We start from the raw sequence: 23,715 nt of genomic DNA on the forward strand, positions 1-23,715 counted from the left end.
AATTTAAAAACCCTGAAGCAAGGGGCCTTAATTCCAATCGACCTGCAAGCTTAACTGAATTGGCAGATGACGTTGTAGCCGCAGTTAACGCTGCAAAATCGAGTGCAAAAGTTGATGCTAAAAAAATAGGGATTTTAGGAAGCAGCCAGGGCGGTTGGGTCGGTTCTATGGTCGCAGCAAAATCAAAGGACGTTTCCTATTTGCTGATGCGTGTTGGTCCGGGTCAAAATGTTCTCGAAACGATTGCTCATGAATACGAAGGCGGTTTTATTGCCGAAGGTTTTTCGAAAGAAGAAATTGCTGAAATTATGCAAATGTATCGACAGCATTGGGCACTTGCCGCAAAAAACAAAACCTGGGAAGATGGAAACAACGTATTCTTAAGCTATCAGAACAAACCGTGGTATAAAAAAATATATACTGAACCAAGGGTAAAATCAGAAGCTTCAGCGAAATGGTGGACATGGCTAAGCAAAAACCTGTATGTGGACAGCTACGACTATTTGAAACAATTGAAAACAACACCCGTTTTATGGCAATTGGCCGAAAAAGACTGGAATGTCAATTCTCAAAAAAGCTATCCGCGCTTGGTGGAAGCTTTGACCAAAGCCGGAAATAAAGATTTCCGTGTAAACATACTTCCCAACATGGGACATAGTGGATTGGTGGTTAAAACGGGGCTGCCAAATGACGAATTCAGCTGGCAATATGCTGCAGGCTTTTGGGATACGATGGCAACTTGGTTAAAAGACAGGAAAATAGCAAAATAAAACATGAATATAGAAGAACTTCAAAAGCTTTGTAAATCATTGCCTCATGTCACCGAAGACATAAAATGGGGCAATGATTTATGTTTTTGCATTGGCGGGAAAATGTTTTGCGTAGCAGGGCTGAACCAATCACCAACCTCGGCTTCTTTCAAAGTCCTGGACGAAGAATTTGAAGAAATGAGCACCAAAGAAGGATTTATTCGGGCCCCTTACGTAGCACGTTATAAATGGGTTTTAGCAGAAGACATCACTATTTTATCAGCCAAAGAATGGCAGCATTATGTTACCCAATCCTATAATTTAGTAAAAGACAAACTGCCGGCGAAAATAAAAAAAGAATTAAATGTGGGTTAGTCCCAAGTATCTATTTTTACTCTTTTTTATTATTCTAACAAAAACCTAAAAGCCAATGGTTTGCCCCCAATATTCACTAAATTTGTGTAGGTGAATCTCCATTAAAAACAAGGTAGTTTTTATAACTTTTGATTAAAAACTGGTAAACAGTGCGACCCCAACGTAACTGTAGAAAAATGATATCAATAAAAGTGATATCTCCTTCACATTGGCATTTAGGCATTACTAAAGCCGGAGTCGTTAACTTAAAATTAGCGAAATGAAAACACAAATTACTTTACAATGGAGGAATATCCCCATCCTCAAAATTTTACTGGTATGGATATTATTTGTCTTTGTTGGACTTAATTCCTCTGCTCAAAATATCCAGAATACTCTCATTGAAAACTGGATAAACGGAAATTGGCAGAATTCTGCGCAATCTTTCAATACCTATGATGGCAGCAACTATCTGACGAATACTGTTAGTCAGTCCTGGGTAATACCTTCAGGACCTTGGGAAAATGCATTACAACTCAAATTCACCAATAATCCGGATGGTACAGTCAATCAAACCCTGGGACAAACGTGGGATATCGGAACCGGTACGTGGAATGATGCGCAAAGAATAACGTATACTTATAATGCAGCAAAAAAAATGCTGACAGGAGTTACCGAACTCTGGACAGGAGCCTGGCAAAACTTCCAAAGACAGACCAATACATATGATGGCAGCAATTACTTAACTAATACGGTATTCCAAAATTGGGATTTTATATCCAGTATATGGAAAAACTCCACACAGACAAGTTATGCCAATAATGCAAATGGAACCGTAAATCAAAGCGTAACCCAAACTTGGGATATCACCAATGTGTGGGTCAACAATGAGAGAACATCATACACCTATAATGCATCCAATAACGTACTGACAGCAGTTACTGAAATGTGGACCGGAACCAATTGGCTGAATGATAACAGACAAACCAATACTTACGGTGCCGGCGGTTTCATCACTAACGAATTATCCCAAATATGGAATGCCACGTCGAGTACATGGGTAAACCAAAGTCAATCTCTTTATACAAATAATGGTTCAGGCAAAACAACCCAAATCATTATCCAGTCTTGGGATATGGGTGCGAGTGTTTGGAATAATTCGCAAAGAATCACATTCAATTATACGTTGGGGATCTCTGAATGGATTAAGGAAAATGGAATTGCCTTATATCCTAATCCCGCCGAGGATCACATAAATCTGAAAACAAATGAGCTTCTACACGGAAGTGTATATTCTATAAACGATCAGACTGGAAGACAAATTCAAATGGGAACATTGAACCTTGAAACTACTGAAATGGATATCAGCAAGTTATCGCCAGGAGTTTACTACCTGAAAATCGGTTCATCGTCTAAACACGCAATCAAAATAATTAAAAAATAAAGTCCCGAAAGAATAGTATGCCATTCAGTATGGTCATCATGTTTGCCCAAAAACAGGAAGTAATGAGCGAAAGACCATATGGAAGGTAAAAGCAATGGATCAGAAAGCAAATTGTTTAAAGGTCCGGGGCAGCAGTAATATCGGTATTCCGCGGGATTTGAAGATTCGTCTACAAATCAAATGGTGGATTGTCCAGCCTTAAAACCAAAAAATAAAATAAATTTCTATATTTGTTACAAACAGTAAAAACTTAAATTAACCTAAATGATGAAACACGTCAGAGCATTCTTATTCCTAGCATTAATTTTTGCCGCAAACACGATTACAGCGCAGTCAGTTACCGAAAAATGGCCGGCGATGCACGAATTCCACGAAGTAATGTCACAGACTTTCCACCCTGCCGAAGAAGGAAATCTTGCACCTATCAAATCACGTTCAGAAGAAATGATGAAAAAAGCTGCCGCCATATTAAAATCGGATATTCCACAAGAATTCAGAACTGAGCCTGTTTTAGCAGAGGCTGAACGGTTGCAGCTCAAAAGTAAAGACCTGCACAACATGGTAATTACAAATACTCCTAATGAAGCAATAGTTAAGTTATTGACCGATATACATCTTACATTCCACAGAATTGTTGGACTTTGTTCAGATAAAAAATAAATTGAATAAGCCTGATCAAATTGATTAGGCTTTTCTTTTTTAAACCTTTCAAAAATCTAAAATATGCCGCATTTAATAGCCCGACTGCAAAATGTTCCGATTGAGACTATCAGAGAAATATTGGAACGTGACAAAGCATTTCACAACCAAAACAATATGTTCCTGGAGCATCTTTGGCAAAATGCCGATAACCAAAATGAAGTGCAGTTCCTTTTTAAAATTGATACTATTGAAGTAACCCGTACCTTAATCAATAAACTCCATTCAGAAGCATTAGCCCAGGACGCACACGCTAATTTACCCGAAATGACCTATTTGGAATAGTATGCTGCAAATCAATAAAATCCACCACATTGCCATTATTTGTTCCGACTATCAAGAATCCAAAGTTTTTTATACCGATATCTTAGGACTAACCATCATTCGGGAAATTTATCGGGAAGATAGACAATCGTTCAAACTTGACCTCGCATTAAATGGTGTTTATACTATCGAACTTTTCTCGTTTTTGAATCCTCCACAGCGCACTTCGAGACCTGAAGCTCGCGGACTACGTCATTTGGCATTTGAAGTCAATGGCATAGAAAAAACTGTAGCATTTCTTAGTTCCAAAAACATTATAGTAGAGTCGATCAGAACAGATGAAACCACACAAAAGCGGTTTACATTCATTGCAGATCCGGACGGTTTACCCATTGAATTTTATGAAAAATAAAACCACCATTTTCTTTCTGTTGAAATCTTTAATGAAATTACAAAATATACTGCCAAATTGATTTATCCGTTTACGGTATATACTTTCATTCCCAACATCGCAAAATAAGTAGATATGCCAATCGAGAAAATAAAGCGCGGTTACCGCAAAACCAGATATACGCTGTACAAGGAAACATTAATTGACGCCAATGAACATTTTTGGGCATTTTTGGGTTCTTTTGTTGGCATTGGAATCATTGCCTATCTTCAATCGCAAGTTTTGCCTCAAACGGACGTTGTGTATTTAATTGGTTCTTTCGGAGCATCCAGCGTATTGGTTTATGGAGTCATCCAGAGTCCTTTGGCGCAGCCGCGTAACCTTATCGGCGGCCATTTGGTTTCAGCCGTGATTGGGGTTACAGTCCAGCAATTTGCTCCGGAAATTCTTTGGATTACCGCACCATTGGCCGTTTCCCTTTCTATTGTGCTGATGCAAATCACTAAAACCCTCCATCCACCGGGCGGAGCTACTGCACTTATTGCTGTTATCGGATCTGCAGAAATCAAGAACCTGGGATATTGGTATGTACTATCGCCGGTGCTTACTGGGGCAGTTATTTTGCTGATTGTCGCATTAATCTTCAACAACATGACATCCAACAGAAGGTATCCTAACCACAAAAGATACCATCAAATTCGTAAACGAATAATGGATTCATTTCAAAAAAATCCTAAGCCATAAAAATCCATACGCAAAAATCTTATCAACAAATACCAAATCTGAAAACTATATCTAAAATTATATTTTACCTTTGCCCTTTCAACAAACAGGTTAAATTATGGTTTACAAATTTAGAGTGATTCTGGACGCGGAAGAGGATGTTTTTAGGGATATTGCAATACTTGACGACGATACTTTAGAGGATTTGCATAATGCAATTTTCAATGCCTTCGGTTTTGATGGTATGGAAGTGGCGTCTTTCTACACCTGTGATGAAACGTGGAATCAGGAAGAAGAAATTTCTCTTTTTGACACTGGCGATATTGTCGGGGACCAAAAAATAATGAGTGATTATAAATTATCTGAAATTTTAGATAAGCAAAATACCAAAATCATTTATGTTTACGACTTCATTAACATGTGGACATTCCTGGTAGAATTGGCAGCAGTCGAAGAACAGGTTGTTGGAAATACCTATCCTGAGACTATTTTTTCGCATGGAGAAATGCCCGATGAGGCCATGGAGAAAAACTTTGAAGCCGACATGCATGATGACATCTACGGCGAATTTGAAGATGATATCGATGAAGACGACTTAGATAATATGATGGACGGTGACGACAGTTTCGAAGATTTCGGATTTGAAGAGAATTGGAATTAAAATAATATAGTATCAAAATTGAGCCAAGATGAAAGACAAACGTTCTTTGATCTTGGTTTTTTATTCTAAATAATTTAAAAATTAAGACATGATCAATTTATACAATACCCACATAGACACTTTATCCATTCACCGAGTGGGGAACAAAAGCAGAAACGAGGCCATTTTTTTATCAGAAAAGCCTTTTAACCTGAATGATGAAATTGTGCCGTTGATGAAAGAATATTTCTTCAAACCTTTCCGTGAAAAAGAAGAAAACTATTTCCAATTCGCTCATGAAGTGGATTTGGATTACAATGATATGTTTAAATTTGCCTCTCAGATTTTTGACAATCCGGGAAGCCTGCACGAAGTTTCGAAACAAATCACCAAACATCTTTTTGAGCAATCCAATCATCCGCATATCAAAAACGGGGAAGTCTATGTGACGTACCTGACGAATGTGAATATTGACAATAATGTGGTGGACGCCATCGGGATATTTAAAAGTGAACTTCAGTCTGACTTTTTACAATTTGAAGAAAAAGGAACCGATCTGGAAATGATCCTGCAACAAGGAATTAACTTAAATAAATTGGACAAGGGATGCCTTATTTTTAACTATAAAAAAGAAGAAGGGTACAAAATCCTGACCGTAGACAGTAACCGTTACGATGCACGTTACTGGCTGGAGCATTTCCTTTCGGTAGATGCTTTTGAAGATGAGAACTTCATTACTAAAAAATACCTGAAATTCTGTCAAAGTTTCGCGAAAGACGTTGTTTTTCCTGCTGAAGATAAAAAAGAGGAAGTAATGTTTATGAACCGTTCGGTAAATTATTTTGCCAAAAATGACCAATTTGAAGAAACCAATTTCCTGAATGAAGTATTGGATAATCCTGACTTGATTCCGGAGTTTAAAAACTATAAAGTAGACAAAGGGGAAAAATACAGTATCGAGGATGTTACCTCCTTCCCTATAGCGAATGCCGCGGTTTCAGACGCCAGAAAATCAATAAAAAATGTTATCAATCTGGATACGCATATCCAAATCAAAATGGATTTCATCAATCCGGAAAGTGCTGAAAAATATGTGGAAAAAGGCTGGGATGAAGAAAAGCAGATGTATTATTATCTGGTGTACTTCAACAAAGAAGAAAAAAGCTAATTTTAGTTATAAATTCTGTCCGAAACCCTTTCCCGTAAATCAGGAAAGGTTTTTTTTATTTAGAACTGATTTTCGTAAACGACTGAGAGTAAACATGTTGAGTATTTAATGAATTGTAAGGTTATTTTACTGTTTTTCGAAAAAATGTGTATTTCATCGATTTTATTTGATATTTCATCGATCATTACATACATTTATACTTCATCTCAAAATAATTCGGTTATGAGCATCATCGAAATCAAAGACAAGCTACTGGCAAAAAATATTTTGTGCTCCCTTTTTGGCCACAAATTTATTATAACGCGAAATATCACCGGTCATTTTAAAGAGTATGAATGTGTTCACTGCCATTTAGAATTAACCAACGATGAAAAAGGGCATAAAATTTTCCTGACTCCAGAGCACCGGGAAATCAATGAAACCTTAATTTCATTTTATCAAAAAAGACATCCTGCTGCTTAAATTTGACGTCTACTGTACGCGAAAATAAACAAAATGATTTTTTACGGTAACAAATTCTTACCTTGTTCGTCCTAATATAAATCTAAAAAAGGACAACTTGCAAACCATACTTTCTATTCAAAACCTCCATAAACGTTTTGGCCTGATTCAGGCTGTAAAAAATGTTTCACTCGAAATTCATAAAGGCAACGTTTACGGAATCCTGGGTCCGAACGGAAGTGGAAAATCCACCACTTTGGGCATTGTGCTGAATGTGGTCAATAAAACTTCTGGCGATTACAGTTGGTTTGGCGGTTCCATGGAAACCCATGAAGCTTTGAAAAAAGTGGGCGCCATTATCGAAAGACCCAACTTCTACCCTTACATGACTGCGGAAGAAAACCTTAAACTGGTTTGTAAAATAAAAAACATCAATTATTCGAAAGTAGAGGAAAAACTCGGAGTCGTAGGATTATTGGAACGCAAGGACAGTAAATTCAGTACCTTTTCATTAGGAATGAAACAACGTTTGGCGATTGCATCCGCTTTGCTAAACGATCCTGAAATCCTTATTCTGGACGAACCTACAAACGGTTTGGACCCTCAGGGAATCCATCAAATCAGGGATATCATCCGATTAATCGCTTCCCAAGGAACGACTATCTTATTGGCTTCGCATCTTTTGGATGAAGTCGAAAAAGTATGTTCGCATGTTTTGGTACTGCGAAAAGGCGAAATTTTATATTCTGGACCCGTCGATGGTATGTCTTCAAACGAAGGCTTTTTTGAATTACAATCAGATGACATTGCTGCGTTAAAAACAGTTTTGAGTTCGCATCCCTCCGTTGAGAAAATCGTCCAGGAAGAAGACAAAATATGGGTTTATCTTCACGGACCCTTGGAAGCTTCTGCACTAAACCGATTCCTTGCGGAGAAAAACATCTATTTAAATCATTTGGTAAAACGTAAAAACAGCCTGGAAGAGCAATTTCTGGAACTGACCAATACTAAATAATCATCTCTCACATCAAACAAAATGAAAAGATTACTTTCTATAGAATTACAAAAAATTTGGAAAAATAAAGCCTCACGAGTATTAACTTTAAGCTATTTTATCCTTCTTTCCTTTATCGCATTAATTGCTTCCATTAAATTCAACATTGGAAGTTTCCAATTACATATCGCCGAACAGGGCATTTTCAATTTCCCTTACATTTGGCATTTCAATACTTATATTGCTGCTTTTTTGAAATTTTTTCTCGCCATTGTAATTGTTTCCATGATGGCGAATGAATACAGCTACGGCACCTTGAAACAAAACCTGATTGACGGAATGAGCAAACAGGAATTTATTCAATCCAAGTTTTTAACAGTTGTATTATTTGCTTTAGGATCCACCGTCTTTATTTTTTTTATGTCATTAATTTTAGGTTTTAGTTTTTCTTCTTATACCGAAGCGGGAATCATTTTCTCTGATTTGGAATATCTACTGGCCTATTTTGTGAAATTAGTGGGATTCTTTTCATTCTGTTTGTTTTTGGGAATTTTGGTAAAACGGTCCGCTTTTGCTCTTGGTTTTCTATTTGTATGGAATATCATTGAAGGGATAATGAAAGGAATACTTACGTTTAAAATCTTCCCGGACAGTACGATTGCTGCAAAGATTATGCAATTTATGCCGTTGGAATCAATGAGTAATCTGATCGTAGAACCTTTTACCCGCTTGTCTGTAATCAAAAAAATTGAAACTACTATCGGGGGTGCCGGAGTTGCAAAAGATTATGGTGTTCATATAACCGCCGTCCTTATCGTTTTGGCCTGGACTGTTATATTTATGTTAATGTCCTATAAATTACTTAAAAAACGAGATTTATAGTATCTTTGCCGATGCTATGAAATTCATAAAAGAATTACTTTTTACCCTTCTTGCATGCGGTTTTTCTGGAACCGCTTTAGCCCAGTATATTCAGGTTGACGATACCTATTCGGCACAACAGTTGGTTGAGGATGTTTTGATTGACAGTCCTTGTGCGAATGTTTCCAATTTTACGGTTACTGGCGATAATTTCAGTAGCGGTCAGCAAAGTTATGGTTTTTTCGATGCTACCGGAAGTAGCTTCCCTTTTACAAATGGTATCGTATTAAGTACTTCCAGGGCTAAAAGAACAGAAGGACCCAATTTTGATTTAATTGATGAAGGGTCCAATTCCTGGGCTGGGGATTCTGATTTAGATCGGGCCTTGGGAATTTCAGGAAGTGTCAACGCTACAATTTTGGAGTTTGATTTCACTCCATTGACCAGTCAAATCAGTTTTGATTATATATTTGCTTCCGAAGAATACCATGACAATGCACCTTGCCGGTATTCAGATGGTTTTGCCTTTTTACTAAAAGAAGCGGGCAGTTCCAATGTGTATCAAAATTTGGCTTTAGTTCCCAATACCACGACGCCTGTCAAAGTAACCTCGGTACATCCTCAAATCGATGGCAATACCGGCTGCCCGGCAATTAACGAGCAATATTTTGATGCCTTTAACGAAACTGAATATCCAACTAATTTTAATGGACAGACTGTAGTAATGACCGCAAAAGCAACGGTAATACCGGGAACAACCTATCATATCAAATTAGTTATTGCTGATGAAGGAAATGTTCGATACGATTCGGCCATATTCCTTGGTGGTGGTAGCTTTAAAGTCGGATCGGATTTGGGTCCTAATAGATTAGAAGCTACACAAAATCCTCTTTGTGCAGGTCAAACGTATACTCTCGACGCCAGGGAAACTGGTTCTAATACTTATAAATGGTTCAAAAATAACATCGAGATTCCCGGGGAAACCACTCCGCAGTATATAGTACAAGACGCTGGAGTCTACAATGTAGAAGTTACTTTGAATGGAACTACCTGTGTGGCAAAGGGAGAAGTAACTATAGAGTATGCCGCTTTGCCTGTTTTAACCAGCCCCGTTTCTTTGGTACAATGTGATGCTGATAATGACGGAATCACCACTTATAATCTGACCACAATCAACACAATAATTACAGGAAACACAAGTGATGTAGTTTATTATAAAACTTTGGGTAATGCTCAAGATGAAGTCAATCCAATTACTAATCCCTTAACGTATCAAAACACAAGTACCAATCAGCTTATCGCAAAAGTAAAAAATGCCTACGGTTGTGCCAATTATGCTACGGTTAATCTTCAGATTGCCAATAATACAATTGCCAATCAGGCGCCTGTTTCAAAATGTGATACCGACGGCCCGCAAGACGGTTTCACCGCATTTGATCTGACTGAAGTTAGCCCACAGGTTGTATCAGGGCTGCCTCCGGGACTGATAGTGAACTATTATTTGTCCGCCAACGATGCTGTTTTACAAATTAATCCTTTACCCAATACTTTTACTAATACCACTACCAACCAGCAGATTATTTATGCCCGAATTATTAATGGAGCTGATTGCTATGGAATTAAACCAATTACCTTAATAGTCAACACTTTTCTTCCCAACGATTTTGAAGACAAGGAAGTTTATCTATGTGATGGAAATTCAACAACACTATCGGTGGCAAGTGGTTTTTCTAATTACGAATGGAGCACAGGGGTTTCAGGGCCAAATGCAGTAAGCATTGCTGTCGCCAGTTCAGGAATTTATACCGTTATTGTAAAAAACAGCAATGGATGCTTTGCTACCAAAAAATTCATCGTAAAAGATTCGGGTATTGCGATTTTCACTTCCCTTCCAACTGTTAATGATTTTGCCGGGAGCCAAAATTCGGTTCTGGTCAATTATTCAGGTAGTGGCGATTATTATGAATTTTCGCTTGACGGAATTCGTTTTCAGGACAGTCCATTGTTTACCGATGTCCCAACAGGTGAATATTGGGTTTATATCAGGGACACGCATGGATGCGGAACTACTCCGCCGGTATTTATTACCGTATTGGATTATCCAAGATATTTCACGCCTAACGGTGATAGTTATAATGAAATTTGGGCAATTCCTTTTTTAAAATCCAACAGCATAATAACCATTTTTGACCGTTACGGCAAAATCATATATAGTTTTAATGGAACAACTGGTTGGAACGGAAAATTGAATTCACAGGACCTCCCTTCAACTGATTATTGGTTTGTTGTTTCATTGGAAAACGGAAGAATCGTCAAAGGACATTTTAGTCTTAAGAGATAATTCAATACATTTACGCTTTTTATCTTTTTTATGAAAATTAAATACATACTATTTTTACTGTTTCTTTCCACAAGTGCTTTTTGTCAAGGCGAAGCTTCCAATTGGTATTTTGGTCAACATGCGGGCATTTCCTTTAGCAGTGGATCCCCTGTAACTTTGACAGACATGCCGATGACCTCCAACAATCTAAGAACTAACGAGGGCTGCACTTCGATATCGGACAGCAATGGAAATTTGTTATTTTACACGGACGGAACAAAAGTATGGGACCGAAATCATGAGGTGATGTTTAATGGAAATGACCTACATGGTGATTCATCGAGTAGCCAATCGGCAATCATCGTTCCCAAACCAGACAGCCAGACCAAATATTATATTTTCACGGTGGATAGGCTTGGCACCAATTTCCATTATGGCTTACAATACTCCGAAGTGGATATGACCTTAAATGATGGTTTTGGCGATGTGACAACCAAAAACATCCGGTTATTAGATGAATGCAGCGAAAAAATTACCGCGGTCAAAAGTTTTGATTGTGCCGAAATATGGGTAATTACTTACTCTAGTCCAGGAGGTTTTACAGAAGGCAATTACAATACTTTCTTTAGTTATAAAATTACGCCAGCCGGAGTGCAAACCGTTCCTGTAGTATCCAGCACTCCTCTGGGGGGTATTGATGACCCGCGTGGCTATCTTAAAGTATCTGCAGACGGGACGAAAATAGCTATTGCCCATCAAGCCCAAATAGGGAACAGCTTGTTTTTGTATAATTTCAACAAACAGACAGGTGCAGTTACCAATCAGCAAAAGTTGATCATGAGTGACCCGACCCATCCCAATAACAAGCTAAATACACAACCCTATGGCATTGAGTTTTCGCTCAGTACCAATAAATTATACGTCACGTCATCAACTCCAGAGTTACAAACGTACTTATGGCAATTTGACTTACAGGCGGCCAACGCAGTAAAGTTAATTTCCTATCAAGGCAGTAATAGTTATAGGGGGGCTCTTCAAATGGCACCAGACGGTAAGATTTATAGAGCATTATGCGAAGAGTATACCGTTGGATCCAGATATTTGGGCGTCATCAACAATCCGGAAGCTGCTGGTATTGCCTGTAATTACCAGCATAATGCTATTGATTTAGATCCCAATAATGAGGGACGAAGATCAATGCAAGGACTGCCACCATTCATTCAGTCGCTATTTTTGACTAAAATTGATATCATCGCACCTGGCTCGGCCGGTTTGGATAATGATCTGGATTTATGTTACGGTGACACCTATCGTCTTAATGGTCCTGTTATAGCGGGAGCCACTTACAGTTGGTATGTAAACGGCGTATTGAAAACACCCTATAACATCAATTATCTTGATGTTGATATTGATGTCAGTTCATTAGTTATTTATAAACTCCTGATAGACAAAAATGACGGATCCTGCCCTATCGAAGGACAAGCGAGTGTGACTTATTATCCGTTGCCGACGGTAAATTCTCCCGTAACGTTAAAACAATGCGATACCGATACCGATGGGATTTCAGATTTTGATCTGACTGAAAAAAATAATTTTATTTCAGCAAATTCCGCTAACGAAACCTTTACCTATTACACTACTCCTACCGCAGCCAATGCCGAAACCAATGCAATACCCAATCCTACCGCTTATTCCAGCAGTAATTCAACTGTTTGGGTACGGGTTGAAAATGCAAATGGATGTTTTAGAACCGCACAGTTGGATTTAGTTGTTTCGGCAACACAAGTCCCAACTACATTTCATCCGATGCTTTATAAATGTGATGATTATCTGGATAGTGAGGGAAATGATACCGCCAATAATGATGACCGTGACGGAATAGCCACGTTTGATATGAGTACTGTCGCGACATCAATAATAGGTATACTTCCACCCCAAAACATCACTCCTTACACTATTAAATTTTACAAAAATGAGGCAGATTTTTCAGCTGAGATAAACGAAATCACCAATATTGACAATTATAGAAATATCGGGTATCCGAATATGCAGTTAATCTGGGTCCGTGTAGACAGTACAGTCGATAACGGATGTTATGGTTTTGCAAATGTAACCCTTACTGTGGAAGCATTGCCAACCGCATATCCGGTAACTATTGGCCGTGAGTGTGATGATAATCAGGATGGGAAGTTCCCATTCAACACGTCATCAATATTGCCCACATTATTAAATGGGCAGACCAATGTCACCGTTACTTATTTTAATCAGAACAATACTATTATCCCAACCGGAGGATCTAATCAACTGCCAAATCCTTTTAACACGGCCTCGCAAACCATTACCATCCGAGTGAGTAATAATAACACTTCGGTTTCATCCGGACCATGTTATGACGAAACTACATTGGAATTTATTGTAGATGCTTTACCTTTAGCAAATACGGTAGTAATTCCAGCTGAATGCGAAGACGATCTTGATCCTGCTACCGCCGACGGTCTGTATCCTTTCGACACCACGACGATAGAATCGAACATTTTGGGAAGTTTAACCGGGATGAATGTGTCCTATTTTGATCAAAATGGAAATCAGTTGCCACGTCCATTGCCAAACCCTTTTCTGACAGGAACACAGGATATAACCGTAACAGTGGAAAATCCATTGAACGCGACTTGCACCCTTCCCCCTACTGTATTGCGTTTTGTAGTGAATCCTCTTCCCAATATTGCTTTGGTACACAGAGAATTGGTTTGTTCACATCAGAGTACATTCTCCACCATTTTAGATGCCGGAATTCTGGACAATACACCTGCTTCAGCATATACCTACCAATGGTATTATGAAGGAAATATTTTGGCTTCCAAAACCAACCCGACATTGACAGTTACCGCAGAAGGAATTTACACTGTTAACGTTACCACTAACATGGGATGTAGCAGAACCAGAACTATTACAGTCGTTCACTCCAGCGGTGCTACTTTCTCTATACAATCAGTCGATTTATCGGATAATAATACCATTACTGTTACTTTGACAGCAGATAGTCTGGGGGATTATGTTTATAGCCTGAATCATCAAAATGCCTATCAAACTTCCAATGTTTTTACCAATGTCGCTCCCGGAATCTATACCGTATATGTTAAAGATTTAAATGGTTGCTATAACGACCCCCAAATCGCTTATGTGATAGGTGCTCCGCCATACTTTACACCAAACGGAGATGGAATAAACGATACGTGGAATGTAAAAGGGGTCAGCGCTCTTTATAATTACAACTCTACCATTTATATTTTTGACCGATACGGTAAACTCATCAAGCAACTAGGAACAACCGGCGAGGGTTGGAATGGTACATTTAATGGCCAGCTAATGCCTTCAACAGATTATTGGTATGCCATTTATCTGGAAGATGGACGGGTGATGAAAGGGCATTTTGCATTGAAACGATAAATATATTTTACACTGTATTCGGTTATCATTCTATAATCTTAAACATTGAAGTATGCGCAAAAGTTTACTAATTGGTCTGATTATAATTGGGACAATTTTAATGATTTACGGGCTAATCATTCGGGTCGGGATGCAAGGCTTTGTATTCGCGTGGGTACTGAATCTGATGTTGATGATGTGTGTTTATCTTTTTACCCAAACCCTAAAGCCTGCATTTAAATCTACCTATTACAACGAAAAAAAGTGGGAGAAGAAAGGGAAAATTTACGAATCATTAGGAGTGAATATTTTCAGAAAATTACTCGTCTTGATTGGTTGGGAAAAAATAAATAAAAAAAACAATCCTGTCAAAAAAAGTCTGGAGGCTTTAATCCATCTGGAATATGTCACCAAACAATCAGAATTGGGCCATCTGATTATATTTTTTATAGTGATCCCGTTTACCGTTTTCGTAACGGTTAAATATGGAATTGTTGAATCATTATGGCTTTTGATCTTAAATCTTGTATTGAATATTTACCCAATCATTTTACAACGCTACAACAGACCCCGATTAAAAAAGGCAATTAATATCTATAGATACCAGCAAGCCAAAATAAAAGCGTAAAACTATACTGCACATAGGAATCAAAACAAGTTCATCTTAAAAAAATTCCATAAAAAAAGCCATCCGACGCGTCGGATGGCTTTTTTAATATCAATAGATATAATTAGATTTTGAATCTTTTTCTATCAGTTTCTGTCAAATATATCTTTCTCAAACGAATAGATTTTGGAGTAACCTCAACATATTCATCTTTTTGAATGTACTCTAATGCTTCTTCCAATGAGAAAATAATCGGAGGGATAATCCTTGCTTTTTCATCATTTCCAGATGAACGAACATTCGATTGTTTTTTCTCTTTAGTTACGTTTACACACATATCATCACCACGAGAGTTTTCTCCAATCACCTGACCTTCGTAAATTTCGGCATTTGGTTCAACAAAAAACTTACCGCGATCTTGCAATTTATCGATAGAATAAGGAATGGCTTTTCCTTTTTCCATAGAAATCAATGAACCTTTGTTACGTCCGGCAATTTCTCCTTTGTAAGGTTCGTATCCTATAAAACGGTGTGCCATAATAGCTTCACCAGCAGTTGCAGTAAGTAATTGATTACGCAATCCAATAATTCCACGTGATGGAATATTAAATTTTACAATCATACGTTCACCTTTAGTTTCCATACTCAGCATTTCACCTTTACGCATAGTAACGAACTCAACCGCTCTTCCTGAAAGTGTTTCCGGTAAATCGATGGTCAATTCCTCAATTGGTTCACATTTTTTACCATCAATTTCCTTGATGATAACTTGTGGCTGACCGATTTGTAATTCGTACCCTTCTCTTCTCATTGTTTCAATAAGAACAGATAAGTGCAATACTCCACGACCAAAAACCATAAACTTATCAGCTGAATCAGTTTCACCCAATTTCATTGCTAAGTTTTTCTCTAATTCTTTTGTCAAACGATCTCTAATATGACGAGAAGTTACAAATTTACCCTCTTTACCAAAGAAAGGAGAGTCATTAATTGTAAACAACATACTCATCGTAGGTTCGTCGATATCGATTGTTTTCAAAGCTTCCGGGTTTTCAAAATCAGCGATAGTATCTCCAATTTCAAATCCTTCTACTCCAATAATTGCACAAATATCTCCAGCAATAACTTGTTCTACTTTTTTACGACCAAGTCCTTCAAAGGTATGTAATTCCTTGATACGTGATTTAGATATAGTTCCGTCTCTTTTTACTAATGAGATTGGCATCCCTTCATTCAAAACACCTCTTTCAAGACGACCGATAGCGATACGACCTGTAAAAGCTGAGAAATCTAAAGAAGTAATCAACATTTGTGGTGTTCCTTCAGATACTTTAGGAGCAGGTACATTTTCAATAACCATATCCAATAATGCTTCCACATTATCAGTTACGTTTTCCCAATGATCAGACATCCAGTTATTTTTAGCCGAACCATAAACGGTTGGAAAATCCAACTGCCATTCTTCAGCGCCTAATTCAAACATTAAGTCAAAAACTTTTTCGTGAACTTCTTCAGGAGTACAGTTTTCTTTATCAACCTTATTGATTACTACGCAAGGTTTCAAACCTAAATCGATCGCCTTTTGCAAAACGAAACGAGTTTGTGGCATTGGTCCTTCAAAAGCATCCACAAGCAAACAAACACCATCCGCCATATTCAATACACGCTCTACCTCACCACCAAAATCGGCGTGACCAGGAGTATCGATAATGTTGATTTTTGTTCCTTTGTAAACTACAGAAACATTTTTAGAAGTAATGGTAATACCTCTTTCGCGCTCTAAGTCGTTATTATCAAGGATTAAGTCACCTGTATTTTCGTTGTCACGAAATAATTGACAGTGATACATAATTTTATCAACCAAAGTTGTTTTACCGTGATCGACGTGGGCAATAATTGCAATGTTTCTAATAGATTCCATCTGATATTTTTAATGGGTGCAAAGGTACACTTTATTTTAACATAAAAAACATTAATTATTTCTACGGGAAGACTTTCCTTTATAATAGAGGTCTCGGAAAACAAACCTTAACAAAAATTTAATCACTGGAAGGGATTTTTCTTAACCAGAAACAATTTAATACAAAAAACTCCCATCGTTGTGATGGGAGTTTTTCTTATATTTCAGAACTTATCTAATTACAGTTTTGCAACGTGCTTAGTTAATTTAGATTTCAAGTTAGAAGCTTTGTTATCATGAATGATATTTTTCTTAGCTAATTTATCAATCATAGAAATTACACTTGATAATTTAGATGAAGCATCAGTTTTATCAGTAGCTATTCTTAATGCTTTGATTGCATTACGAGTAGTTTTATGTTGGTATCTGTTTAATACTCTTCTCTTTTCGTTACTTCTAATTCTCTTTAGAGCTGACTTATGATTTGCCATTTTATTTTATTTTTTTTTAATTGTAATAATTGTTATAAACTATATAGTTAAAAAAGAAAAACCTCCCACAATTGTTTAATCAATCACTTTGGTTTTAACTAATAAAACAACGATCGAGACACAACCTCTGTTTTATAAAACTCATTTACAACTAATTGTAGTCCGTAAGGGAATCGAACCCCTGTTACCAGGACGAAATCCTGGAGTCCTAACCCCTAGACGAACGGACCGTTATCGTTCTAAGTTTGGTAATCTATTCAATCTAAATTGAACTTGTAGCCCGTAGCGGAATCGAACCGCTCTTACATGGATGAAAACCATGCGTCCTAACCGATAGACGAACGGGCCATTTTCCCTCTGAGTTCGGGATGACTTTAACATGCAAAAGAAAAATTGTAGCCCGTAGCGGAATCGAACCGCTCTTACATGGATGAAAACCATGCGTCCTAACCGATAGACGAACGGGCCTTACTTCTCTAATGCGGATGCAAAAATACAACTATTTTTTATTCGCACAATAGCTGAGGTATATTTTTTTATATTTTTTTAATATGCCTTCGCAAAAAGCACTCTACCCACTGATGGTTTACCAGTAAACATACAGCTTCCGGCCTCTTCAATCCTGTCTAAAGCGATGCATCGGATGGTCGCTTTGGTCAATTCCTTGATTTTTTCTTCCGTTTCCGGAGTTCCATCCCAATGTGCTGCTATAAACCCTCCTTTTGTTTCCAAAATATTTTTAAATCCCTCAAAATCATTCACTTCAGTGATATGCGTATTTCTATAATCCAATGCTTTTTCAAATAAATCCTTTTGAATCTGCTCTAACAAATCATGAATATAAGTTGCTATTCCGTCTTTAGAAACGACTTCTTTTGTCAAAGTATCTCTTCTGGCCACTTCAAAAGTACCATTTTCCAAATCTTTTGGGCCCACGGCGATTCGTACAGGAACTCCTTTAAGTTCCCATTCCGCAAATTTAAATCCTGGTTTTTGGGTAGTCCTGTCATCGTATTTAACAGAAACCCCTAGATTTTTCAATGCTGCAATCAATATATTTACTTCAGATGTAATTTCAGCAAGTTGCTCATCTGTTTTATGAATCGGTACGATTACCACTTGAATCGGCGCCAAATTCGGTGGCAATACCAATCCCTGGTCATCTGAATGCGTCATTACCAAAGCACCCATCAAACGGGTCGAAACTCCCCACGATGTTCCCCAAACGTACTCTTGCTTTCCTTCGGCATTGGCAAATTTTACATCAAATGCTTTGGCAAAATTCTGTCCCAAGAAATGGGAAGTTCCTGCCTGCAATGCTTTTCCATCCTGCATTAATGCTTCAATACAATAGGTTTCTTCTGCTCCTGCAAAACGTTCGGTTTCGGTTTTCAGACCTTTGATTACCGGAATCGCCATGAAGTTTTCAGCGAAATCAGCATACACATTCATCATTTTTTCAGATTCTTCAATAGCTTCCTCTTTGGTAGCGTGAGCCGTATGACCTTCCTGCCATAAGAACTCAGCTGTTCTAAGGAATAAACGGGTTCTCATTTCCCAGCGCACCACATTTGCCCATTGATTGATCAATAATGGCAAATCACGGTACGATTGCACCCATCCTTTATAGGTAGACCAGATAATAGCCTCACTGGTAGGACGAACAATTAATTCTTCTTCCAGTTTCGCGTTAGGATCCACCATTAGTTTCCCCGGTTTATCCGGATCATTTTTTAATCTGTAGTGCGTTACGATTGCGCATTCTTTGGCAAATCCTTCGGCATTTTTTTCTTCGGCCTCAAACATACTTTTCGGTACGAATAATGGGAAATAGGCATTCTGATGACCTGTCTCTTTAAACATACGGTCTAATTCCGCCTGCATTTTCTCCCAAATCGCATAACCATATGGTTTGATGACCATACACCCTCTAACTCCTGAATTTTCGGCAAGATCTGCTTTTACAACCAACTCGTTATACCACTTTGAATAATCTTCTGCTCTTGTTGTTAAGTTCTTGCTCATATTGAATAGTTTGGCACAAAAATTGTTTTAATTTATTTAACTAAATAGTTCGGCAAAACTAACTATTTTTGTAATGACCAACAATAAAAATGCACAGATATGAAAACTTATTATTTTTCTTCAGCTAAATCAATTTCCATTTTTTCCATAATGGGGTTGTTAAGCGTTGTAATGGCTTCTTGTGGTTCCTATAAAAACAGTTCCTATTACGACCGTGACGGAATATATGGTGGTTCTGAAGTAAAAAAAGCGGATACTCAAACGCAACGCGCTGCTAATGAAAGCAGTCAATATAAAGATTATTTCAGTTCTCTCCAGAAAGATGAACCGGTGGAGGTTTTTACCGATGTAGAAAGCTACAATTCCAATGAAAGCGCCAATACTGCCACTGAAGGCGGTCATTCTGGTTGGGGAAATAATCCAGAACGTGTAACTGTAAATGTATATGATAGCGGTTGGGCATGGAATGGCTGGAACAACTATTTCTACGGTCCCAGCTATGGCTGGGGATGGAATATCGGATATAACAGCTGGTATGGCCCAAGTTTCGGGTGGGGATGGAATAATTACTGGTACGGACAAAGCTACTCTCCTTATTATGGATGGGGTTGGAACAATTACTACAATGGATACTACAACCCCTATTACTACGGATACGGATACAATAATCATTACACACATAATCATGGTGTTAGAGGCTATAGAAGTGACCGATACATGTCAGGAAACAGATACGAGTCAGGAAGAAGAACGGGTACACGAAATGCCAATTATACTCCTGGAAGAACAAGAACTACTGTCGGGGGAACAAGAACCTCAAATTATAATAATCCTCCAAGACGAAGCGAGACTCCAAGAAATTATAGCCCTAATCCCCGAACCAATACTTCGACACCTCGTAATTACACTCCAACAAGAACCGAAAATTCTACTCCAAGAAGCAGTCCAAGATCGGAATCACCAAATCCTAGAAACTATTCTTCAGGTTCTGGCTCCAATTCAGGTTCTGGGGGAAGCTACGGCGGCGGTCGATCAGGCGGTGGCGGAAGAAGATAATTTTATTAAATATATTTACCTATGTTTTTAACTTTTGAAGTTATTACATAGGTTTTTTTTTAAAACCATAACTTATTTCAAAAATGGAAAAATATTTAACTCTTATTATAGCAGCTTTATCGTTCACTGCTGTACAATCACAGGATATAACAGATGCTATGCGTTATGCGCAGGACAACACTAACGGTACTGCAAGATTCAGAGCGATGAGTGGCGCTTTTGGAGCGTTGGGCGGTGATTTCTCTGCATTAAATGTTAATCCCGCCGGATCTGCAGTTTTTAATAATAATCAGATCGGTCTTACTCTCAATAGCTACCATACCAAAAACGAATCGACTTATTTTGGCACGAAGAATTCAGAAAGCAATTTTACTTTAGACCTAAATCAGGCTGGTGCAGTGTTTGTTTTCAAAAATGATGATGAGAAAAGCGATTGGAAAAAATTTACTTTAGCCCTGAATTATGAGAATACCAACAAATACGACAATTCGTTATTCTATTCCGGAACAAACCCAACGAATTCGGTTGCGGACTATTTTTTATATTATGCAGAGGGGATTCCGTTAAGCGCTTTACAAAATTCCTATTATGATGAATTAAATCTTGGGGATCAGCAGGCTTTTTTAGGAGTTAACGGACATATTATCACACCTGTGGACCCTAATTCCGGTACTTATGAGAGTAACGTCCCTCCCGGCGGAAATTATTACCAGGAAAACTCTTTTGAATCTACCGGCTATAATGGCAAACTGGCTTTTAACGCCGCGGCTCAATATAAAGATAAGTTCTATTTTGGTTTGAATCTAAATACGCATTTTTCGGATTACCGACAAGCAACCCTTTTTCACGAAGACAATAACAACAGCACTACCGAGGGAGTACGAAGTCTGGACTTTGCAAATGAAGTATATACGTATGGAACCGGGTTTTCCTTCCAATTGGGAGCGATTGCAAAAGTCACTAAAGAATTTCGCTTAGGGGTAGCATACGAATCTCCAACCTGGTATGAGTTAACGGATGAGAGATATCAAATACTTACCACCCGTGGATTTAACTATGACGGAAATCCTGCTCTTTCAAATGCAACTCCTGATTCCGATGTGGTCCTTATATATGATCCTTATAAACTTCAGACCCCAGGCAAATGGACCGGAAGTTTCGCTTATGTATTTGGAAAAACGGGACTGTTGAGCATCGATTATTCCCTAAAGGATTATAGCAATACACAGTACAGACCAAAAGATAATTATTTCAGACCTTTAAATAATCAAATGGCAGAACTACTCGATGTCAGCAGTGAAATACGTATTGGTGGTGAGTATAAAATAAACCAATGGAGTTTAAGAGGCGGTTACAGAATCGAGCAAAGTCCTTATAAAGATGGAAAAACGGTAGGTGACCTAACCGGCTATTCTGGCGGTTTGGGTTATAATTTTGGCTCAACCCGATTGGATGTTGCTTATTCCCGTACTGAAAGAGATATTCAGAAACAATCTTTCTCCCATGGTTTCACAGACAGTGCCAAAATCAATAGTATTAATGATAATGTGACCGTGACACTGACTTTTGAATTGTAACATACCTATTTACAAATCAGCCATCCGTTTCATCTTTGGGACGGATTTTTTTTAGCCCTGATGGCAGCGGCATCCTTTGCTTGCTTCCTTTAAGCAAGGAAAGATAAAGCGCACAGCAGGATTAGCTTCATAAAATTTGCTTAACGATAGTGCTTCTATGTATAAAAAGCGTAATTTTGCACTCCAATTTATAATTCTATGAGAACCAAGTCTTTAAAAAAGAACAAAATCAACGTAATCACTCTTGGATGTTCGAAAAATGTGTATGACAGTGAAGTACTGATGGGGCAATTGAGAGCCAGCGGAAAAGATGTCGCGCACGAAGCTCCTGCGGCCGAGGAGGGGAACATTATCGTAATCAACACTTGTGGGTTTATCAATAATGCGAAAGCCGAGTCGATCAATACGATTTTGGAATACGTTGACAAAAAAGAACAAGGTCTTGTAGATAAGGTATTTGTGACCGGATGTTTGTCCGAGCGTTACAGACCGGACCTGGAAGCAGAAATACCAAACGTAGACCAATATTTCGGAACTACAGAGCTTCCCGGATTATTGAAAGCTTTGGGTGCCGATTATAAACATGAATTATTAGGAGAGCGTTTGACGACAACTCCTAAAAATTATGCGTATTTAAAAATTGCCGAAGGTTGTGACCGTCCGTGTAGTTTTTGTGCTATTCCGATTATGCGTGGAAAACACGTTTCGCAGTCGATTGAGAAATTAGTTAAAGAAGCGGAAGGTTTGGCAAGAGATGGCGTAAAAGAGTTGATTCTTATCGCACAGGATTTGACCTATTATGGTTTGGATCTGTACAAAAAACGTAATTTGGCTGAATTGCTTGAAGCGTTGGTAAAAGTAGAAGGAATAGAATGGATTCGTTTGCATTATGCCTTCCCTACCGGTTTTCCGATGGATGTGTTGGAAATCATGAAGCGTGAACCGAAGATTTGTAATTATATTGATATCCCGCTGCAGCATATTTCGGATAATATCCTGAAGTCGATGCGTCGTGGAACCACTAAAGAGAAAACAACGAAGTTATTGAAAGAATTCCGCGAAGCAGTTCCGGGAATGACCATCCGTACGACTTTAATCGTAGGATATCCTGGGGAAACACAGGAAGATTTCGAAACCATGCGCGACTGGGTTCAGGAAATGAAATTTGAACGCTTGGGTTGTTTTACTTATTCTCACGAAGAAAACACCCATGCTTATTTGTTGGAAGATAATGTTCCGGAAGAAGTAAAACAAGCACGGGCAAATGAAATCATGGAGATTCAATCGCAGATCTCATGGGATTTGAACCAGGAGAAAATCGGCCAGACATTCCGTTGTATCATTGACAGAAAAGAAGGCGCCCATTTTGTGGGAAGAACTGAATTTGACAGTCCGGATGTGGATAATGAAGTATTGATCGATGCTGCTAAATTCTATCTCAAAACGGGAGAATTTGTAGACGTTAAAATATTGGACGCTACAGAATTTGATTTGTACGCCGAACCGGTATAATTCTTAAGAAATATTAAAAAAAAAACGCACAATAAATTGTGCGTTTTTTTTGTTTATCAACACATTTTCATCA

At 38.1% G+C, this 23,715-nt stretch carries 21 protein-coding genes and 3 tRNA genes; 18 read left to right on the plus strand and 6 right to left on the minus strand.

Going from position 1 to position 23,715, the window contains the following annotated elements:
• Window positions 1–59: 59 nt before the first annotated feature.
• The 15 genes from FNW07_RS04745 (at window position 60) to FNW07_RS04815 (ending at window position 15,102) form a co-directional block, all read left to right on the plus strand.
• Window positions 60–770 carry an alpha/beta fold hydrolase gene (locus FNW07_RS04745; RefSeq protein WP_221931744.1) on the plus strand — a complete coding sequence of 237 codons (711 nt, stop codon included), beginning with the start codon at window positions 60–62 and terminating at the stop codon, window positions 768–770.
• Window positions 771–773: 3 nt separating this feature from the next.
• Window positions 774–1,124: an MmcQ/YjbR family DNA-binding protein gene (locus FNW07_RS04750; protein WP_126743823.1), complete on the plus strand. Its 351-nt coding sequence runs from the start codon at window positions 774–776 to the stop codon at window positions 1,122–1,124.
• 259 nt (window positions 1,125–1,383) lie between these two features.
• A complete protein-coding gene (locus tag FNW07_RS04755; protein ID WP_126743824.1) occupies window positions 1,384–2,547 on the plus strand; it encodes a T9SS type A sorting domain-containing protein in 1,164 nt (387 codons plus the stop codon).
• Between the two features lie 264 nt (window positions 2,548–2,811).
• Entirely contained in the window at window positions 2,812–3,207 is a 396-nt protein-coding gene (locus FNW07_RS04760; RefSeq protein ID WP_126743825.1) for a hypothetical protein, read from the plus strand.
• 63 nt (window positions 3,208–3,270) lie between these two features.
• Window positions 3,271–3,531, plus strand: coding sequence for a hypothetical protein (locus tag FNW07_RS04765; RefSeq protein WP_126743826.1), 261 nt, complete (start codon window positions 3,271–3,273; stop codon window positions 3,529–3,531).
• A 1-nt stretch (window position 3,532) separates the two neighbouring features.
• On the plus strand, window positions 3,533–3,922 hold the full coding sequence (locus FNW07_RS04770) for a VOC family protein (RefSeq protein ID WP_126743827.1): 390 nt from the start codon (window positions 3,533–3,535) through the stop codon (window positions 3,920–3,922).
• Between the two features lie 114 nt (window positions 3,923–4,036).
• The gene (locus tag FNW07_RS04775) at window positions 4,037–4,645 is read left to right on the plus strand and encodes an HPP family protein (protein ID WP_126743828.1); all 609 of its coding nucleotides are present in this window, start codon (window positions 4,037–4,039) and stop codon (window positions 4,643–4,645) included.
• A 97-nt stretch (window positions 4,646–4,742) separates the two neighbouring features.
• Complete coding sequence (locus FNW07_RS04780) at window positions 4,743–5,285, plus strand: hypothetical protein (protein ID WP_126743829.1); 543 nt, start codon at window positions 4,743–4,745, stop codon at window positions 5,283–5,285.
• Window positions 5,286–5,373: 88 nt separating this feature from the next.
• Window positions 5,374–6,432: a nucleoid-associated protein gene (locus FNW07_RS04785; RefSeq protein ID WP_126743830.1), complete on the plus strand. Its 1,059-nt coding sequence runs from the start codon at window positions 5,374–5,376 to the stop codon at window positions 6,430–6,432.
• A gap of 222 nt (window positions 6,433–6,654) precedes the next feature.
• Entirely contained in the window at window positions 6,655–6,894 is a 240-nt protein-coding gene (locus tag FNW07_RS04790; RefSeq protein WP_126743831.1) for a hypothetical protein, read from the plus strand.
• 97 nt (window positions 6,895–6,991) lie between these two features.
• On the plus strand, window positions 6,992–7,888 hold the full coding sequence (locus tag FNW07_RS04795; protein WP_126743832.1) for an ABC transporter ATP-binding protein: 897 nt from the start codon (window positions 6,992–6,994) through the stop codon (window positions 7,886–7,888).
• Between the two features lie 21 nt (window positions 7,889–7,909).
• Window positions 7,910–8,749 (plus strand): ABC transporter permease, encoded by an 840-nt coding sequence (locus tag FNW07_RS04800; RefSeq protein ID WP_126743833.1) that lies wholly within the window; start codon window positions 7,910–7,912, stop codon window positions 8,747–8,749.
• A gap of 16 nt (window positions 8,750–8,765) precedes the next feature.
• Complete coding sequence (locus tag FNW07_RS04805; RefSeq protein ID WP_126743834.1) at window positions 8,766–11,069, plus strand: T9SS type B sorting domain-containing protein; 2,304 nt, start codon at window positions 8,766–8,768, stop codon at window positions 11,067–11,069.
• 30 nt (window positions 11,070–11,099) lie between these two features.
• A complete protein-coding gene (locus FNW07_RS04810) occupies window positions 11,100–14,495 on the plus strand; it encodes a T9SS type B sorting domain-containing protein (RefSeq protein ID WP_126743835.1) in 3,396 nt (1,131 codons plus the stop codon).
• A 52-nt stretch (window positions 14,496–14,547) separates the two neighbouring features.
• Entirely contained in the window at window positions 14,548–15,102 is a 555-nt protein-coding gene (locus tag FNW07_RS04815; protein WP_126743836.1) for a hypothetical protein, read from the plus strand.
• 103 nt (window positions 15,103–15,205) lie between these two features.
• On the opposite strand, the gene typA is transcribed toward FNW07_RS04815, so the two are convergent.
• From typA to proS, 6 genes are all read right to left on the minus strand, one after another.
• A complete protein-coding gene (typA, locus tag FNW07_RS04820) occupies window positions 15,206–17,002 on the minus strand; it encodes a translational GTPase TypA (RefSeq protein WP_144265611.1) in 1,797 nt (598 codons plus the stop codon).
• Between the two features lie 218 nt (window positions 17,003–17,220).
• The gene (rpsT, locus tag FNW07_RS04825; RefSeq protein WP_144265612.1) at window positions 17,221–17,472 is read right to left on the minus strand and encodes a 30S ribosomal protein S20; all 252 of its coding nucleotides are present in this window, start codon (window positions 17,470–17,472) and stop codon (window positions 17,221–17,223) included.
• 158 nt (window positions 17,473–17,630) lie between these two features.
• Window positions 17,631–17,702, minus strand: a tRNA-Glu gene (locus FNW07_RS04830).
• Window positions 17,703–17,748: 46 nt separating this feature from the next.
• Window positions 17,749–17,820 (minus strand) — tRNA-Glu (locus FNW07_RS04835).
• Window positions 17,821–17,868: 48 nt separating this feature from the next.
• Window positions 17,869–17,940, minus strand: a tRNA-Glu gene (locus tag FNW07_RS04840).
• A gap of 78 nt (window positions 17,941–18,018) precedes the next feature.
• Window positions 18,019–19,497: a proline--tRNA ligase gene (gene proS, locus FNW07_RS04845; protein ID WP_126745206.1), complete on the minus strand. Its 1,479-nt coding sequence runs from the start codon at window positions 19,495–19,497 to the stop codon at window positions 18,019–18,021.
• Between the two features lie 99 nt (window positions 19,498–19,596).
• Here proS and FNW07_RS04850 point away from each other — a divergent pair, with 99 nt between their 5' ends.
• From FNW07_RS04850 to rimO, 3 genes are all read left to right on the plus strand, one after another.
• Window positions 19,597–20,553, plus strand: a complete 957-nt coding sequence (locus tag FNW07_RS04850) for a hypothetical protein (RefSeq protein WP_126745205.1) — start codon at window positions 19,597–19,599, stop codon at window positions 20,551–20,553.
• Between the two features lie 83 nt (window positions 20,554–20,636).
• Window positions 20,637–22,130 carry an OmpP1/FadL family transporter gene (locus FNW07_RS04855; RefSeq protein ID WP_126745204.1) on the plus strand — a complete coding sequence of 498 codons (1,494 nt, stop codon included), beginning with the start codon at window positions 20,637–20,639 and terminating at the stop codon, window positions 22,128–22,130.
• A gap of 198 nt (window positions 22,131–22,328) precedes the next feature.
• A complete protein-coding gene (gene rimO, locus FNW07_RS04860) occupies window positions 22,329–23,642 on the plus strand; it encodes a 30S ribosomal protein S12 methylthiotransferase RimO (protein WP_126745203.1) in 1,314 nt (437 codons plus the stop codon).
• Window positions 23,643–23,715: the final 73 nt, after the last annotated feature.

This window comes from Flavobacterium sp. GT3R68 (assembly GCF_007109225.1).
Classification (GTDB): Bacteria; Bacteroidota; Bacteroidia; order Flavobacteriales; family Flavobacteriaceae; genus Flavobacterium.

Coding starts and splice junctions, on each gene's coding strand:
- FNW07_RS04785 (WP_126743830.1), top strand. CDS start 5,374: ATGATCAATTTATACAATACCCACATAGACACTTTATCCATTCACCGA.
- FNW07_RS04815 (WP_126743836.1), top strand. CDS start 14,548: ATGCGCAAAAGTTTACTAATTGGTCTGATTATAATTGGGACAATTTTA.
- FNW07_RS04790 (WP_126743831.1), top strand. CDS start 6,655: ATGAGCATCATCGAAATCAAAGACAAGCTACTGGCAAAAAATATTTTG.
- FNW07_RS04780 (WP_126743829.1), top strand. CDS start 4,743: ATGGTTTACAAATTTAGAGTGATTCTGGACGCGGAAGAGGATGTTTTT.
- FNW07_RS04770 (WP_126743827.1), top strand. CDS start 3,533: ATGCTGCAAATCAATAAAATCCACCACATTGCCATTATTTGTTCCGAC.
- typA (WP_144265611.1), bottom strand. CDS start 17,002: ATGGAATCTATTAGAAACATTGCAATTATTGCCCACGTCGATCACGGT.
- FNW07_RS04810 (WP_126743835.1), top strand. CDS start 11,100: ATGAAAATTAAATACATACTATTTTTACTGTTTCTTTCCACAAGTGCT.
- proS (WP_126745206.1), bottom strand. CDS start 19,497: ATGAGCAAGAACTTAACAACAAGAGCAGAAGATTATTCAAAGTGGTAT.
- rpsT (WP_144265612.1), bottom strand. CDS start 17,472: ATGGCAAATCATAAGTCAGCTCTAAAGAGAATTAGAAGTAACGAAAAG.
- FNW07_RS04765 (WP_126743826.1), top strand. CDS start 3,271: ATGCCGCATTTAATAGCCCGACTGCAAAATGTTCCGATTGAGACTATC.
- FNW07_RS04760 (WP_126743825.1), top strand. CDS start 2,812: ATGATGAAACACGTCAGAGCATTCTTATTCCTAGCATTAATTTTTGCC.
- FNW07_RS04855 (WP_126745204.1), top strand. CDS start 20,637: ATGGAAAAATATTTAACTCTTATTATAGCAGCTTTATCGTTCACTGCT.
- FNW07_RS04800 (WP_126743833.1), top strand. CDS start 7,910: ATGAAAAGATTACTTTCTATAGAATTACAAAAAATTTGGAAAAATAAA.
- FNW07_RS04850 (WP_126745205.1), top strand. CDS start 19,597: ATGAAAACTTATTATTTTTCTTCAGCTAAATCAATTTCCATTTTTTCC.
- FNW07_RS04755 (WP_126743824.1), top strand. CDS start 1,384: ATGAAAACACAAATTACTTTACAATGGAGGAATATCCCCATCCTCAAA.
- FNW07_RS04805 (WP_126743834.1), top strand. CDS start 8,766: ATGAAATTCATAAAAGAATTACTTTTTACCCTTCTTGCATGCGGTTTT.
- rimO (WP_126745203.1), top strand. CDS start 22,329: ATGAGAACCAAGTCTTTAAAAAAGAACAAAATCAACGTAATCACTCTT.
- FNW07_RS04775 (WP_126743828.1), top strand. CDS start 4,037: ATGCCAATCGAGAAAATAAAGCGCGGTTACCGCAAAACCAGATATACG.
- FNW07_RS04750 (WP_126743823.1), top strand. CDS start 774: ATGAATATAGAAGAACTTCAAAAGCTTTGTAAATCATTGCCTCATGTC.